General features: G+C 74.3%; 14 protein-coding genes. 12 read left to right on the forward strand and 2 right to left on the reverse strand.

Annotated features, from left to right (window positions below; genetic code table 11):
• Positions 1 to 12: 12 nt before the first annotated feature.
• The 5 genes from FGI33_RS00370 (at position 13) to glmM (ending at position 4,612) form a co-directional block, all read left to right on the forward strand.
• Positions 13 to 1,104, forward strand: coding sequence for a GNAT family N-acetyltransferase (locus FGI33_RS00370; RefSeq protein WP_237582094.1), 1,092 nt, complete (start codon positions 13 to 15; stop codon positions 1,102 to 1,104).
• Positions 1,101 to 2,105 carry a tRNA pseudouridine(38-40) synthase TruA gene (gene truA / locus FGI33_RS00375; RefSeq protein WP_237582095.1) on the forward strand — a complete coding sequence of 335 codons (1,005 nt, stop codon included), beginning with the start codon at positions 1,101 to 1,103 and terminating at the stop codon, positions 2,103 to 2,105. Before FGI33_RS00370 ends, truA begins: the two co-directional genes overlap by 4 nt.
• 151 nt (positions 2,106 to 2,256) lie before the next feature.
• The gene (gene rplM / locus FGI33_RS00380) at positions 2,257 to 2,703 is read left to right on the forward strand and encodes a 50S ribosomal protein L13 (protein WP_012039269.1); all 447 of its coding nucleotides are present in this window, start codon (positions 2,257 to 2,259) and stop codon (positions 2,701 to 2,703) included.
• A 50-nt stretch (positions 2,704 to 2,753) separates the two neighbouring features.
• Positions 2,754 to 3,239 (forward strand): 30S ribosomal protein S9, encoded by a 486-nt coding sequence (gene rpsI / locus FGI33_RS00385; protein ID WP_043668864.1) that lies wholly within the window; start codon positions 2,754 to 2,756, stop codon positions 3,237 to 3,239.
• Between the two features lie 23 nt (positions 3,240 to 3,262).
• Positions 3,263 to 4,612 (forward strand): phosphoglucosamine mutase, encoded by a 1,350-nt coding sequence (gene glmM / locus FGI33_RS00390; RefSeq protein ID WP_119402327.1) that lies wholly within the window; start codon positions 3,263 to 3,265, stop codon positions 4,610 to 4,612.
• A gap of 21 nt (positions 4,613 to 4,633) precedes the next feature.
• On the opposite strand, the gene coaA is transcribed toward glmM, so the two are convergent.
• Positions 4,634 to 5,593: a type I pantothenate kinase gene (gene coaA, locus FGI33_RS00395; RefSeq protein ID WP_119434560.1), complete on the reverse strand. Its 960-nt coding sequence runs from the start codon at positions 5,591 to 5,593 to the stop codon at positions 4,634 to 4,636.
• A 108-nt stretch (positions 5,594 to 5,701) separates the two neighbouring features.
• On the opposite strand from coaA, the gene glmS reads away from it, so the two are divergent.
• The 7 genes from glmS to FGI33_RS00430 all read left to right on the forward strand — a co-directional run bounded on the left by glmS (position 5,702) and on the right by FGI33_RS00430 (position 13,523).
• A complete protein-coding gene (gene glmS, locus FGI33_RS00400) occupies positions 5,702 to 7,552 on the forward strand; it encodes a glutamine--fructose-6-phosphate transaminase (isomerizing) (RefSeq protein ID WP_119434561.1) in 1,851 nt (616 codons plus the stop codon).
• 10 nt (positions 7,553 to 7,562) lie between these two features.
• Positions 7,563 to 7,922, forward strand: coding sequence for a holo-ACP synthase (locus tag FGI33_RS00405; RefSeq protein ID WP_119434562.1), 360 nt, complete (start codon positions 7,563 to 7,565; stop codon positions 7,920 to 7,922).
• The gene (alr, locus tag FGI33_RS00410; RefSeq protein WP_237582096.1) at positions 7,919 to 9,076 is read left to right on the forward strand and encodes an alanine racemase; all 1,158 of its coding nucleotides are present in this window, start codon (positions 7,919 to 7,921) and stop codon (positions 9,074 to 9,076) included. The genes FGI33_RS00405 and alr (FGI33_RS00410) overlap by 4 nt, the downstream gene beginning before the upstream one ends.
• Entirely contained in the window at positions 9,073 to 10,749 is a 1,677-nt protein-coding gene (alr, locus tag FGI33_RS00415; RefSeq protein ID WP_119435219.1) for an alanine racemase, read from the forward strand. The genes alr (FGI33_RS00410) and alr (FGI33_RS00415) overlap by 4 nt, the downstream gene beginning before the upstream one ends.
• Positions 10,750 to 10,758: 9 nt before the next feature.
• The gene (gene tsaB, locus FGI33_RS00420) at positions 10,759 to 11,376 is read left to right on the forward strand and encodes a tRNA (adenosine(37)-N6)-threonylcarbamoyltransferase complex dimerization subunit type 1 TsaB (RefSeq protein ID WP_119435218.1); all 618 of its coding nucleotides are present in this window, start codon (positions 10,759 to 10,761) and stop codon (positions 11,374 to 11,376) included.
• Positions 11,373 to 12,992, forward strand: a complete 1,620-nt coding sequence (gene tsaD, locus FGI33_RS00425) for a tRNA (adenosine(37)-N6)-threonylcarbamoyltransferase complex transferase subunit TsaD (RefSeq protein ID WP_237582097.1) — start codon at positions 11,373 to 11,375, stop codon at positions 12,990 to 12,992. Before tsaB ends, tsaD begins: the two co-directional genes overlap by 4 nt.
• Positions 12,993 to 13,097: 105 nt before the next feature.
• On the forward strand, positions 13,098 to 13,523 hold the full coding sequence (locus FGI33_RS00430) for a DUF4190 domain-containing protein (RefSeq protein WP_119434611.1): 426 nt from the start codon (positions 13,098 to 13,100) through the stop codon (positions 13,521 to 13,523).
• An 86-nt stretch (positions 13,524 to 13,609) separates the two neighbouring features.
• Here FGI33_RS00430 and FGI33_RS00435 read toward each other — a convergent pair whose 3' ends face one another.
• Positions 13,610 to 14,812, reverse strand: coding sequence for a class I SAM-dependent methyltransferase (locus FGI33_RS00435; RefSeq protein WP_119434612.1), 1,203 nt, complete (start codon positions 14,810 to 14,812; stop codon positions 13,610 to 13,612).
• Between the last annotated feature and the right edge of the window lie 57 nt (positions 14,813 to 14,869).

Consider the following 14,869-nt stretch of genomic DNA (forward strand, 5'->3'; position numbering starts at 1 on the left):
TACCCTGGACGGATGACCGACACGAGCGCCACCCTGCCGGACGATCCCTCCTCCACCGCCGCCATCCCCCTGCCCGAGGGGCCGGAGGGGATCACCTGGCGCGCCGCGTCCCTCGACGACGTCGACGCGCTCGTCGAGCTCCAGGGCCTCCTGGCCGACGCCGACCACCCGGATCACGGCCCCACCCGCGACGAGGTCGCCATGTCCATGGGCTTCTCCTACGTCGACCTGGCGCGCGACGCGATCGTCGCCGTCGACGCGGACGGCCGCCTGGCGGCCGAGGGCTCCGCGATCGTCAAGCCCGACGACGAGAGCGTCGTGCGCGGCCACATCTCCGGCGGCGTCCGTCCCGACCTCCGTCGGCGCGGCATCGGCGCGCGCCTCCTCGACTGGCAGGTCGCGCGGGCGACCCAGGCGCTCGAGACGGCCCAGCCCGCGGATCACGTCGAGGGCCCCGTGCCCACCCGCATGGGCCTCGAGTTCCCCGACGACTCCGCCGGCGCGACCGCCCTCGCGACGTCGCGCGGCTTCACGCCCAGCCGCTACTTCGTCGAGATGCACCGCGACCTCCGGGCGGAGCTGCCCGACGTGCCGGCGCCCGAGGGCCTCAGGCTGATCCCCGTCACGCGGGAGTGGTGGGAGCGCACGCGCCTCGCCAAGAACGAGGTGTTCCGCGACCACTGGGGTTCCGAGCCCATCAGCGTCGAGCGCTGGGAGGCCTTCCTCTCGCTGCCGACCGCGCGCGACGACCTCTCGGTGATCGCCGTGACGGGCGACGACGACGACGCGCTTGTCGCGGGCTTCGCCATGGCCGAGGTCACGCCGGAGAACTGGGAGCGGGCCGGCTACACGTCCGCCTACATCGCCCTCGTCGGCGTGCGTCGCGAGTTCCGCGGCCGCCGCCTCGCCCAGGCGCTCCTCTCCGCCGCCCTCGCGGGGTTCCGCGCCGAGGGCGTCCAGCGCGCCGTGCTCGACGTGGACTCCGACAGCCCCACGGGCGCACTGGACCTGTACGAGCACCTCGGCTTCACGCAGGCGAGCCGCTCGGCCGTGTACGAGCGCGAGGTCGGCACGACGCGTCCGCGGGGATCCGCCGGCCGATGACCGACGTCGACGGGACGGAGCCCGCCGGCGCGCGCCTCCGGATCGACGTCGCGTACGACGGCACGGGCTTCGCCGGTTGGGCCAAGCAGCCCGGGCTGCGCACCGTGCAGGGCGCCCTCGAGGACGCGCTCGCGCAGCTGCTCGCGCGCACGCCGCCCGCGCCGACGCTCGTCGTCGCCGGGCGCACCGACGCGGGCGTGCACGCGACGGGCCAGGTCGCGCACCTGGACATCACGGACGCGCAGATCGCGTCCCTCGACCGGCCGCCGCGGGGTCGCGCGGCGGCCGGCGACGCGGGGGAGGGGCCGCACGTCCCGTCCGCCGAGCGCGCCGCCGCGGCCCTCGCGCGCCGGATGAACGGCGTGCTCGGCGCCCGGTCCGACGTCGTGGTGCTCGCCTGCGCGCCCGCGCCCGACGGGTTCGACGCGCGCTTCTCCGCGACGTGGCGGGCGTACCGCTACCGGATCTCCGACGCCTCCGGCCCCCGCGACCCGCTGCAGCGCCACCGCACGGTCGAGGTCCCGGTCGCGCTGGACGCCGCGGTGCTGCAGGAGGCGGCCGACGCCCTCCTCGGCCTCCACGACTTCGCCGCGTACTGCAAGCCGCGCGAGGGGGCGTCGACCATCCGCACCCTGCAGGAGCTGACCTGGACCCGCGCGGCGGACGGGGCGCTCGAGGCCCGGGTCCGGGCGGACGCCTTCTGCCACAGCATGGTGCGCGCGCTCGTCGGCGCGTGCGTCGCGGCGGCGGCCGGGCGCGTCGCCGTCGCGCGGCTCCGCGAGCTGCTCGAGGTCCGCGAGCGGACGAGCGAGTTCACCGTGATGCCCGCCCGCGGCTTGGTGCTCGAGCGCGTCGGCTACCCGGCGGACGGCGACCTCGCGGCGCGGAACGAGATCACGCGCGCCCGGCGGGCGGCGCACGAGGTGGACGCCATCGCCGAGGGCGCCGCGGCGGCCGCGCGCGACCTCGCCCGGCTGGCCGACACGCCCGGGATTGCCTGATCGTCCCGGATCGCGTACTCTGAACCGGTTGTCTGCACGCATGCGCGCGGCGACGTACAAGGTTGAGCCCTCCACCGGATGCGTTCTCGTCAGAACGCCCACGGAGCGGGATCCACGACCATCTCACCTCGAAAAGAAGGCAGTCAGATCAATGACGCGCACCTATTCCCCCAAGGCCAGTGAGGTCCAGCACGACTGGGTCGTCATCGACGCCACGGACATCGTCCTCGGCCGTCTCGCCAGCCACGCCGCCGCGCTCCTGCGCGGCAAGCACAAGGCCACGTTCGCCCCCCACATGGACATGGGCGACTTCGTGATCATCGTCAACGCCGAGAAGGTGGCGCTCACGGGCCAGAAGCTCGAGAAGAAGCTGGCCTACCGCCACTCCGGCTACCCGGGCGGCCTCACGGCCACCACCTACGTCGAGATGCTCGAGAAGCACCCCACGCGCGCGGTCGAGAAGGCCATCCGCGGCATGCTGCCGAAGAACTCGCTGGGTGCGGCGCAGCTGAAGAAGCTCAAGGTCTACGCGGGCCCCGAGCACCCCCACGCTGCTCAGCAGCCCACCCCGTACACCCTCGGCCAGGTCGCTCAGTAGCTCCGGCTGCCGACAGCGACGACCAAAGACCTCAGAAGGAATCGAACCCAGTGGCTCAGATCTCAGACTCCCTCGACGTGGCTCCCGAGAGCTTCTCGACCGAGACCCCGAACGAGGAGGCCCCCAAGGCCCCCCGCGCGGTCCTCAACGTGTCCGGCGGCGCCGTCGGACGACGCAAGCAGGCCATCGCCCGCGTGCGCCTCGTCCCCGGCTCCGGCTCGATCACGGTCAACGGCCGTGAGTTCGCGGACTACTTCCCCAACAAGCTGCACCAGCAGCTCGTGAACGACCCGTTCAAGGTGCTCGACCTCCTCGGCAGCTACGACGTCGTCGCGCGCATCTCCGGCGGCGGCCCCTCCGGCCAGGCCGGCGCCCTGCGCCTCGGCATCGCCCGCGCCCTCAACGAGATCGACGAGGAGAACAACCGCGCCACGCTGAAGAAGAACGGCTTCCTCAGCCGCGACGCGCGCGTCAAGGAGCGCAAGAAGGCCGGACTCAAGAAGGCCCGCAAGGCGCCCCAGTTCTCGAAGCGCTAAGGCGCTCGGGCACACCGGCAGCCATGCCCCGGCTCTTCGGCACGGACGGCGTCCGCGGACTCGCCAACGGCGAGACCATCACGGCGGACCTCGCCCTGCGCCTGGCCCAGGCCGCCGCGCACGTGCTCGGCCAGGACGCCCGGGACTCCGGACGACGACCCACCGCGGTCGTCGCCCGGGATCCCCGGGTTTCCGGCGAGTTCATCGCGGCGGCCGTGGCCGCCGGCCTCGCGAGCTCCGGCGTCGACGTGTTCGACGCCGGGGTCATCCCGACGCCGGCCACGGCGTACCTCATCGCGGACTTCGACGCCGACTTCGGCGTCATGATCTCCGCGTCGCACAACCCCGCTCCCGACAACGGGATCAAGTTCTTCGCCGCAGGCGGACGGAAGCTCGCCGACGAGCTCGAGGACCGCATCGAGGCGCAGCTGAGCCAGCCCGTCCTGCTCCCCACGGGAGCCGACGTCGGCCGCATCCGCCGCTTCGCGGACGCCGAGGACCGCTACGTCCTCCACCTGCTCGGCACGCTGCAGCACCGGCTCGACGGGATCCACGTGGTCCTCGACTGCGCGCACGGCGCGGCCGCGGGCATCAGCCCCGAGGTCTTCACCGACGCCGGCGCGCGCGTCACCGTCATCGGCAACGACCCCGACGGCATGAACATCAACGACCGGGTCGGCTCCACGCACCTCGACCTGCTGGCCGAGGCCGTCCTGCAGCACGGCGCCGACGTGGGCATCGCGCACGACGGCGACGCCGACCGCTGCCTCGCGGTCGACCACACGGGCGCGATCATCGACGGCGACCAGATCATGGCGGTCCTCGCGCTCTCCATGGCCCGCCGCGGCCTGCTGGCGGAGCGCACGCTCGTCGCGACCGTCATGAGCAACCTGGGCCTCCGCATCGCCATGGCCGAGAACGACATCACCGTGCTGCAGACGCGCGTCGGCGACCGCTACGTGCTCGAGGCCATGAACGAGGGCGGCTACTCCCTCGGCGGCGAGCAGTCCGGCCACCTCGTCATCGCGGAGCACGCGACGACCGGCGACGGGATCCTCACGGGGATCCAGCTGCTCGGCGAGATGGCGGCGACGGGGAAGAGCCTGCACGAGCTCGCCTCGGTGATGACCGTCTACCCGCAGGTGATGATCAACGTCCGCGGCGTCGACCGCGAGCGCGTCGGCGACGACGCCGAGGTCAACGCGGCCGTCGCGCGCGCGGAGGCCGAGCTCGGCGACACCGGCCGCATCCTCCTGCGCGCGTCGGGCACCGAGCCGATGATCCGCGTGATGGTCGAGGCCGCCGACCAGGCGACCGCCGAGCGCCACGCCGAGGAGCTGGCCGCGCTCGTCACGGAGCGCCTCGCCATCTAGCCGCCCGCCGCGGCGCGCGGGTCAGAGCTTGCGGAGCAGGACGTTCGCGACCGAGTGGTCCGCGTCCTTGCGCAGCACGAGCGTCGCGCGCGAGCGGGTCGGCCGGATGTTCTGCTCGAGGTTCGGCTCGTTGATGGCCGACCAGATCCCGCGCGCCCGCGCCACGGCCTCCTCGCGGCTGAGGTCCGCGTAGCGGTGGAAGTACGAGCGCGGGTTGCTGAAGGCGCCCTGCTGCAGGCTCAGGAACCGCTCCTCGTACCACTGGGCGATGTCGTGCGTGCGCGCGTCGACGTAGATCGAGAAGTCGAAGAGGTCGCTCACGGCGAGCTTCGCGCCGGACGCCGCCGGCTGCAGCACGTTGAGGCCCTCGATGATGAGCACGTCCGGCTGCCGCACGACCACCTCGGCGCCCGGGACGATGTCGTAGGCGAGGTGCGAGTAGAACGGCGCCCGCACCTCGGCGACGCCGCTCTTGACCTGCGTGACGAACCGCAGCAGCGCCCGCCGGTCGTACGACTCGGGGAAGCCCTTCCGCTCCATGAGGCCCCGGCGCTGGAGCTCCGCGTTCGGGTGCAGGAAGCCGTCGGTGGTCACGAGCTCGACGCGCGGGGTGTCCTCCCAGCGCGCCAGCATCTCGCGCAGGAGGCGGGCGACGGTCGACTTGCCGACGGCCACGGATCCCGCGACCCCGATGATGAACGGCGTGCTCTTGGCGCGCTCGCCGAGGAACGCGCTCGTGTCCCGGTGCAGCTTCTTCGTGCCCGTGACGTAGAGGTTGAGCAGCCGGCTGAGGGGGAGGTAGACGTCCTCGACCTCGTGCATGTCGAGCCGGTCCCCGATGCCGCGCAGCTGCACCAGCTCGGTCTCGCGGAGCGGGAGCTGCGTGGCGGGCGCGAGGGCGGCCCAGTCGGCGCGGGCGATCTCCACGAACGGGGAGACGTGGCCGTGGCTCGTCGGGGATCCCGTCGCGGTGTCTGGCATGGCCCCTCATCCTACGGCGGGGCCGCGCGGGCGACCGGGCGGCGGGGGCGCGCCCGGCGCGCGTACCGCGCAGGGGATCCGGGATCCCCGACGGTAAACTCGTGCCCCATGTGCGGAATCGTGGGTTACGTCGGTGAGGCCAGGAGCCTCGAGGTCCTCCTCGGAGGGCTGCGGAGGCTGGAGTACCGCGGGTACGACTCCGCGGGCGTGGCCGTGCTGGACGCGGACGGCACGCTCGGCGTGCGCAAGCGCGCGGGCAAGCTCGACCGCCTGCTCGAGGACCTGGAGGCCTCGCCGCTGCCGAACGGATCCACGGGGATCGGCCACACGCGCTGGGCGACGCACGGCGGCCCCACCGACCGCAACGCGCACCCGCACCTCGGCGACGACGGCAAGCTCGCCCTCATCCACAACGGCATCATCGAGAACTTCGCGGAGCTCAAGGACGACCTCCTCGCGGACGGCTACGCCTTCGAGAGCGACACGGACACCGAGGTCGCCGCCCAGCTCCTGGGTCGCGAGTACGGCGTCACGCACGACCTCGAGCAGGCGTTCCGCAACACGGTGAGCCGCCTCGAAGGCGCGTTCACGCTCCTCGCCGTGCACCGCGACCAGCCCGGCCTCGTGGTCGGCGCCCGGCGCAACTCGCCGCTCGTCATCGGGCTGGGCGAGGGCGAGAACTTCCTCGGATCCGACGTCGCCGCCTTCGTGGAGTTCACGCGCCGCGCGGTCGCCATCGGGCAGGACCAGATGGTCGCCATCCGGCCCGACTCCGTCACCGTCACCGACTTCCACGGCGCGCCCGTCGAGACGCACGAGTTCGAGATCGCGTGGGACGCGTCCGCCAGCGAGAAGGGCGGCTGGTCGAGCTTCATGGCGAAGGAGATCAGCGAGGGCCCGGACGCCGTCGCGAACACCCTCCGCGGCCGCATCGTCGACGGCGTCGTCGTGCTCCCCGACCTCGACGCGATCGGCGAGGTCGACCTCGCGGAGATCTCGCGCATCGTCATCGTCGCGTGCGGCACCGCCGCGTACTCGGGCATCCTCGGCAAGTACGCCATCGAGAAGTGGGCGCGCGTCCCCGTCGAGGTCGAGCTCGCGCACGAGTTCCGCTACCGCGACCCGGTGCTCGACGCGACGACGCTCGTGATCTCCATCAGCCAGTCCGGCGAGACCATGGACACGCTGCTGGCCGTCCGCTACGCCCGCGAGGCCGGGGCGCGCGTCCTCTCCATCTGCAACACGCAGGGCGCCACCATCCCGCGCGAGTCGGAGGCCGTCGTCTACACGCACGCGGGCCCCGAGGTCGCGGTCGCGTCCACGAAGGCGTTCGTCGCGCAGGTGGCGGCGCTCTACCTCTTCGGGCTGCACCTGGCGCGCATCCGCGGCACGCTGTCGGCCGACGAGATCGTCGCCAACACGGAGGAGCTGCTCGCGATCCCGGAGAAGCTCGCGACGGTCGTCGAGCAGGGCGAGAACATCAGCCAGCTCGCGAAGTGGATGGCGGACACCCGCGCCGTGCTCTTCCTCGGCCGCAACGTCGGCTTCCCCGTCGCGCTCGAGGGCGCGCTGAAGCTCAAGGAGCTCGCCTACATCCACGCGGAGGGCTTCGCCGCGGGCGAGCTCAAGCACGGGCCCATCGCGCTCATCGAGCCGGGCCAGCCCGTGTTCGTGGTCGTGCCGAGCCCCACGCACCAGCTCGCGCTGCACAAGAAGGTCATCTCCAACATCGAGGAGATCCGCGCGCGCGGGGCCCGCGTCATCGCGATCGCCGAGCAGGGCGACGCGTTCGTGCTGCCGCACGCGGACGAGGTCATCCCGATCCCGCTCGCCGCGCCGCTGTTCGAGCCGCTGCTGGCCGTCACGCCGCTGCAGATCTTCGCGATGGAGCTCGCCGCGGCCAAGGGCCTCGACGTCGACCAGCCGCGCAACCTCGCGAAGTCCGTCACGGTCGAGTGACCGGCCGCGCGTGATCAGGGGCATCGGCGTCGACGTGGTCGACGTCGCGCGGTTCGCCCGGAGCGCCGAGCGCGCTCCGGGCCTCGTGCCGCGCCTGTTCGCGCCCGCCGAGCGGTCCCTGCCCGCGCGCTCGCTCGCGGCGAGGTTCGCCGCGAAGGAGGCGCTCATCAAGGCGCTCGGGGGACCCGGCGGGATCAGCTGGCAGGACATGGAGGTCGTGCGCGACGACCACGGCGACCCGTCGTTCCGCGTGAGCGGGGCCGTCGCGGAGGTCGCGGCGGCGCGGGGCGTGACGCGGATCCACCTGAGCATGAGCCACGACGCCGGACTCGCGACCGCGTTCGTGGTGACCGAGGGGGACGCGCCGTGACCGACGAGGCGACGCTCCAGGCGCCGGCGGCCCTCCGGCGGGAGGCGCGCATCGACACCGCCGCGATCTCCGCCAACGTCCGGACGCTGCGCGCGGCCACGGGCGCGCCGCTCGTCATGGCCGTCGTCAAGGCCGACGGCTACGGGCACGGCGCGGTCGCGTCGGCGCGCGCGGCGCTCGCCGGCGGGGCCGACCGGCTCGGCGTGGTCGACGTCCGCGAGGCGCTCGCGCTGCGGGCGGCCGGGATCGACGCGCCGATCCTCACCTGGATGCACGCACCCGGCGCCGACTTCGCGACCGCGATCGAGGCCGGCGTCGACCTGGGGCTCAACAGCCTGCGCCAGGTGCGCGAGGTCGCGGACGCCGCGCGTCGGATCGGCCGCACCGCGGAGGTGCACCTCAAGGTCGACACCGGGCTCGGCCGCAACGGCGTGACTCCGGCGGAGTGGCCGGGCGTCGTCGCCGAGGTCACCGCGCTGGTCGCGGAGGGCCGGATCCACCTCGGCGGCGTCTTCAGCCACCTCGCCAACGCGGGGGAGGACGAGGACCTGGCGCAGGTCCGCGCGTTCCATCAGGCGGTCGACGCGGTGCGGGCCGCGGGGCTCGAGCCGGGGATCCGCCACCTGGCCGCCACCGCGGGCGCCCTGCGCGTGCCCGAGGCCCGCCTCGACATGGTGCGCCTCGGCATCGGGATCTACGGCATCTCGCCGCTCGACGGCGTCACGTCCGCCGACCTCGGCCTGGTACCGGCGATGACCCTCGTCGGCAGCGTCGTCGCGGTGAAGCGCGTCCCCGCCGACACTGGCGTCTCCTACGGCTACACGTACCGCACCACGCGGGCCACCACCCTCGCGCTCGTCTCGCTCGGCTTCGCCGACGGCGTCCCGCGGCTCGCGAGCAACCGCGCGCCCGTCGCGATCCACGGCGCGCGCTTCCGGGTGAGCGGCCGCATCGCCATGGACCAGTTCGTCGTCGACGTGGGCGACGGCGTCGTCGACGGCACGCCCGTGGCGGTGGGCGACGACGCCGTGCTGTTCGGGGATCCCGCGACCGGCGCGCCCTCGGTGGAGGAGTGGGCCGAGGCGACGGGCACCATCGGCTACGAGATCGTCGCGCGCGTCGCCGGCCGCGTGACCCGGAGGCACTCCGCATGAGCGACGCCGTCCCCCCGCCCCTGTCGCCCGGCCGCCGCGCCGTGATCGACCTCGACGCGATCCGCCACAACGTCCGCACGCTCGCCGCGCTCGCCGCCCCCGCCCGCACGATGGTCGCCGTGAAGGCGGACGCGTACGGCCACGGCGCCCTGCAGGTCGCGCGCGCCGCCCTCGAGGCCGGCGCCGAGAGCCTGGCCGTCCTCGACGTCGCGTCGGCGGTCGAGCTCCGCCGCGCCGGCATCGACGCCCGCCTCCTCGCCTGGCTGCACGGCGTCGACACCGACTTCCGCGTCGCGGTGGAGGAGGGCATCGACCTCGGCGTCTCGGCGCTGTGGGAGCTGGAGCGCATCGCGGCCGCGGGGCGTGCCACGGGGATCCGCGCCCGCGTGCACCTCAAGGCCGACACCGGCCTCAGCCGCAACGGCGCCACCCCGGAGCTCTGGCCCGACCTCGTGCGCGCGGCCGTCGCCGCCGACGCCGCGGGCGAGCTGACGCTGCACGCGCTGTGGTCGCACCTGGCCGACGCCTCGCCCGAGGACGACGACGCCGCGCTCGCGCGCTTCCACGAGGCCGTCCGCGTGGCCGAGGAGCTGGGGGCGCGACCCGTCGAGAAGCACCTGGCCGCGAGCTCCGCGGGGATCCGCCTGCCCGACGCCCGCTTCGACATGGTCCGCTTCGGCATCGCCGTCTACGGCATCTCGCCGTTCGACGACCGCTCCGGCCGCGACCTCGGTCTCATCCCCGCGATGACGCTCGAGGCCGACGTCGTCTCGGTCAAGCGCGTCAGGGCCGGCCACGGCGTCTCGTACGGGCTCGACCACCGCACCGCGGGGCCGTCGACGCTCGCGCTCGTCCCGCTCGGCTACGCCGACGGGATCCCGCGCATCGCCGCCCCGCACGCCTCCGTGCTCCTCAACGGCCGCCGCTTCCGGGTCGCCGGCCGCATCGCCATGGACCAGCTCGTGCTCGACGTGGGCGACATGCCCGTCGAGGTCGGCGACACCGCCGTGATCCTCGGCCCCGGCGACCGCGGCGAGCCCACCGCCGAGGAGTGGGCCGGCTGGGCGGAGACCATCGGCGACGAGATCGTGACCCGCGTGGGCCCGCGCGTCGACCGCGTGCACCTCCACGAGCGCGACGACGCGTCCGAGGCGCCGGCCGAGGAGGTCCTCTCCGACGAGCTCGTCCCCGTCGCGACCACCGACGACATGGAGGAGCTCGGCCGCGCCGTCGCCCGGGAGCTCGGCGCGGGCGACCTCGTCGTCCTGTCCGGCCCGCTCGGCGCGGGCAAGACGACCTTCACGCGCGGCCTCGGCGACGGACTCGGCGTCCGCGGCCCCGTCACGAGCCCCACCTTCGTGCTCGCGCGCACGCACCCGAGCCTCGTCGACGGCCCGCCGCTCGTGCACGTCGACGCCTACCGCCTGGCCGACGCCCGCGAGCTCGACGACCTCGACATCGACTTCGCGCGGTCCGTCGTGGTGGTCGAGTGGGGCGAGGGCAAGCTCGACGGCATCGCCGAGGAGTGGTGGGATCTGCGGATCGCGCGTCCCACGGGCGCGGGCGACGGCGATCCCGCCGCGTCCGACGACGCCGACCCGGACCCGGACGCCGCCCCCGAGGAGCCCCGCACCGTCCGCATCCGACGGCTCCGCGCGCGCCCCCGCGCCTAGACTCGTCCAGTGCTCCTCGCGATCGACACCTCCGCCGGCACGGGCGTCGCCGTCATCGACCCCGACGGCCGCGTGCTCGCCGAGCGCCAGGAGGCCGACACCATGCGGCACGCCGAGGTCATCGGCACGCTGCTCGACGAGTGCCTCACCGCGTCCGGCATCGAGCGCTGCGACGTCCGCGCCGTCGTCGCGGGCATGGGCCCCGGCCCGTTCACCGGCCTCCGCGTCGGCATCGCGGCGGCCCGCGTGCTGGCCACCGGCCTGGACGTGCGCGTGATCCCCGTGGTCAGCCACGACGCCGTCGCCCACGACCACTACGCCGCGGGCGGCACCGGATCCCTCGTGGTCGTCACCGACGCCCGCCGCCGCGAGCTGTACTGGTCCGTCTACCGCGAGCCCGCGCCCGGCGGCGTCGCCGAGCGCACCGCGGGGCCCGGCCTGAGCAAGCCGGACGACGTGCCCGCCGCCGACCACCGCATCGACGCCGCCGGCGTGCGCGCGGCGTCCCTCGCGCAGGTCGCCCGGCGGATGGACGAGCTCGACCTGCCCTTCGCGGCCGACGAGGCTCTCTACCTCCGCTCGCCCGACGTCACCGTCTCGGCCGGCCCGAAGCGGGTGACCTCGTGAGCGTCCTGTTCCGCACCGCCGAGGTCGCCGACCTGCCCGAGCTGATGCACCTCGAGACCACCACGTTCGTCTCCGACGCCTGGTCGGCCGACGCGATGCGCGGCGAGCTGACGGCCCGCCACGGCTGGTACGTCGTGGCCGTCGACGAGGCCGACGGCGCGATCCTCGGCTACGCCGGCCTGTCCTGCCCGCGCGGCGCGCACGCCGCCGACGTCCAGACCATCGCCGTCGCCGACGGCAGCCGCGGCCGGGGCGTCGGCCGCGCCCTGCTCACCCGGCTCGTCGCCGAGGCGCACTCCCGCGGCGCGCGCGAGGTGCTGCTCGAGGTCCGCGCCGACAACCCCGTCGCGCAGTCCCTGTACTCCTCGCTCGGGTTCGAGGCCATCGCCGTCCGCCCGCACTACTACCAGCCGGACGACGTCGACGCCGTCGTGATGCGCGTCGCCCTCACCGCGACGCCGCCCGCGGTCGCCGAGCCGCGCGACGCGACCGCCGAGCGCGCCGCATCCGCCGCCCCGGGCACGGAGGCGCACGTCGACGAGAGCGCCGCCGACGACGCCGGCCCCCTCGTCCTCGGCATCGAGACCTCGTGCGACGAGACCGGCATCGGCATCGTCCGCGGCCAGACGCTCCTCGCCAACGTCATCTCCAGCTCCATGGACGAGCACGCGCGCTACGGCGGCGTCGTGCCCGAGGTCGCCGCCCGCGCGCACCTCGAGGCGCTGACCCCGGCGATCGACGCGGCCCTCGTCGAGGCGGGCGTCACCCTGCGCGAGCTCGACGCCATCGCCGTCACCGCGGGCCCCGGCCTCTCCGGCGCGCTCATGGTCGGCGTCGGCGCGGCGAAGGCGCTCGCCGTGGCCCTCGACATCCCGCTGCACGGCGTCAACCACCTCGTGGGCCACGTGGGCGCCGACCTCCTCAGCACCGATGGCGGGCCCGGCGTCCCGCTCGAGACCCCGAGCATCGCGCTGCTCGTCTCCGGCGGCCACACCTCGCTGCTCCTCGTGCGCGACCTCGTGGACGACGTCGAGCTCCTCGGCGAGACCATCGACGACGCCGCGGGCGAGGCCTTCGACAAGGTCGCCCGCGTGCTCGGGCTGCCCTACCCGGGAGGCCCGCACATCGACCGGGTCGCGGCCGAGGGCGACCCGAAGGCGATCCGCTTCCCCCGAGGCCTCTCCCTGCCCAAGGACATGGATCGCCACCGCTACGACTTCTCGTTCTCGGGCCTCAAGACCGCGGTCGCCCGCTGGGTCGAGAAGCGCCAGGACGCCGGCGAGCCCGTGCCCGTCGCGGACGTGGCCGCGAGCTTCCGCGAGGCCGTCGTCGACGTGCTGCTCACGAAGGCCGTCGCCGCGTGCGTCGACCACGGGATCTCGCGCCTGCTGCTGGGCGGCGGCGTCGTCGCGAACGCGCGCGTGCGGGAGCTGGCGGCGGAGCGATGCGCGGCGGCGGGCATCGAGCTGCGGATCCCGCCCCTGTCGCTCTGCACCGACAACGGCGCGATGATCGCGGCGCTCGGCGCGCGCCTCATCGAGTCGGGCCGCGCGCCGTCCGGGCTCGCGTTCGGCGCGGACTCGACGCTGCCGGTCACCGTCGTCCAGGTCGGCTGACCGTCCGACGCGCCCCCCGATCGGGGTCCTTTCGCGTTTATTTACCTGACGGGAGAATCCCGGGGCACGCATCACGGTATGTTCCCAGGGACGAAAGGAACGACAATGACCGATCCGCAGAACCCGGACCGCTCCAACGACGGCTTCCCGCCCGCGCCGAGCCAGCCCGCCTACCCGGCCGCTCCCGCCGCCGGCTCCGACTCGCCCTACGCGGCGTCCTACCAGCCCGGCCAGGGCGGTGCGCCCAAGAAGGGCCTCGCCATCACGTCGATGGTGCTCGGCATCGTGTCCGCCGCCCTGTCGCTCTTCCTGTGGTTCCTCACGTTCTTCGTGGGCATCGCGGCCGTGATCACCGGCATCCTCGCGCGCAAGCGCAACCCGGAGGCCAAGGGCTTCGCGCTCACCGGCATCATCACCGGCATCGTGGGCATCCTGGTCAGCCTGCTGGTGGGCATCCTGTTCTTCGCGGTCATCGGCACCGCGATCAACACCGGCGAGATCAACGGCACCCCGCTCCCGACCGCGCCGTAGCCCGCACCACCCGCACCACCACGACGCGGCCGTCCCCTCGGGGGCGGCCGCGTCGTCGTGTCCGGGCCAGGGGTCGCGGCCGGGCCTCAGCCCGCGTCGACCCCGTGCCGGTCCGCGAGGATCGCCACGCGCCGCCCGCCGACCCGCGTGGCGATGAGCGTCGCCGAGCCGTCGCCCTTCAGCTGCAGGCGCGTCCGCAGCCGCGCCGGGTCCACGTCGACCCCGCGCTTCTTGATCTCCAGCGTCCCGATCCCGCGCGCCCGCAGCTCGCGCCTCAACCGCTGCTCGTCGAGCGGCAGCACCTCGCGCACCCGGAACCCGCGTGCGAACGGCATCGCCTGCTCGCGCTCGGACGTGATCCACGCGATCCCCTCGCCGACCATCCGCCCGTCGAGCGAGCGCGCCAGGTCGCCGATGAGGCGGGCGCGGATCACGGCGCCGTCCGGCTCGTACAGGTGCGCGCCCAGCTCGCCGAGCTCGGCGTCCTCGCTGTCGGCCTCCGAGGTGAGCTCCGCCTGCGACCCGCCGCTGATCACGAGCGCCGCCCGCCGGACGCCGTCGCGCCGCGTCGGCCCGAACCACAGGCCCATCTCCACGGCCTGCCCGTCGACCGAGACCCACTGCGCCTCCGCCTCCGCGGGGATGAGGTCGCGGTCGAGGCCGGGACCGAGCTTGATCCCGGCAGCCCGTCCCGCCGCCAGCTCGAACGCGGCGGAGAGGGTGGGGGAGTAGGCGTCCGGATCCGAGATGCGCCGGGTCGACGAGTGCCCGTCCGTGCGCCGGGCGGGGTCGAGGTAGACGCCGTCGACGCGGCCGGCGTCGAACGCCTCGGCCGTGCCCTGCTCGACCTCGGCCTCGGGGAACGGCGCGAGGTTCCAGCCGGCGACCGCGGCGGTCACCTCGTCGCGCTCGACCGCCGTCACGCGGATCCCGATGGCCGCCATCGCCATCGCGTCCCCGCCGATCCCGCAGCCGAGATCGGCCACGTGCGCGACGCCCGCCTGCTGGAAGCGCCCCGCGTGCTGCGCGGCGACCGGCAGCCGCGTGGCCTGCTCGAGCCCGGCCTCCGTGAAGAGCATGCGCGCGGCGAACTCGCCGAACTTCGTCCGGGCCCGAGCGCGGAGCCGCGACTGCGTGAGGACGGCGGACACGAGCGCGGGGGAGTGCCCCTCGCCGCGCAGCGCGCTCACCATCCGCACCATGTCGTCCCCCGGCGCCGGCGCGGGGAGGGAGTCGAGCAGGCGGAGCCCCTCGAGCGAGAGCACCTCGCGGAGGTCGGTCTGATCCATCCGCCCACCGTACCCGGGCGCCTCCGCACCGATTGGCACTCGCGTTGCGCGAGTGCA

Origin of the sequence: Clavibacter phaseoli (genome assembly GCF_021922925.1) — a bacterium.
Classification (GTDB): domain Bacteria; phylum Actinomycetota; class Actinomycetes; order Actinomycetales; family Microbacteriaceae; genus Clavibacter; species Clavibacter phaseoli.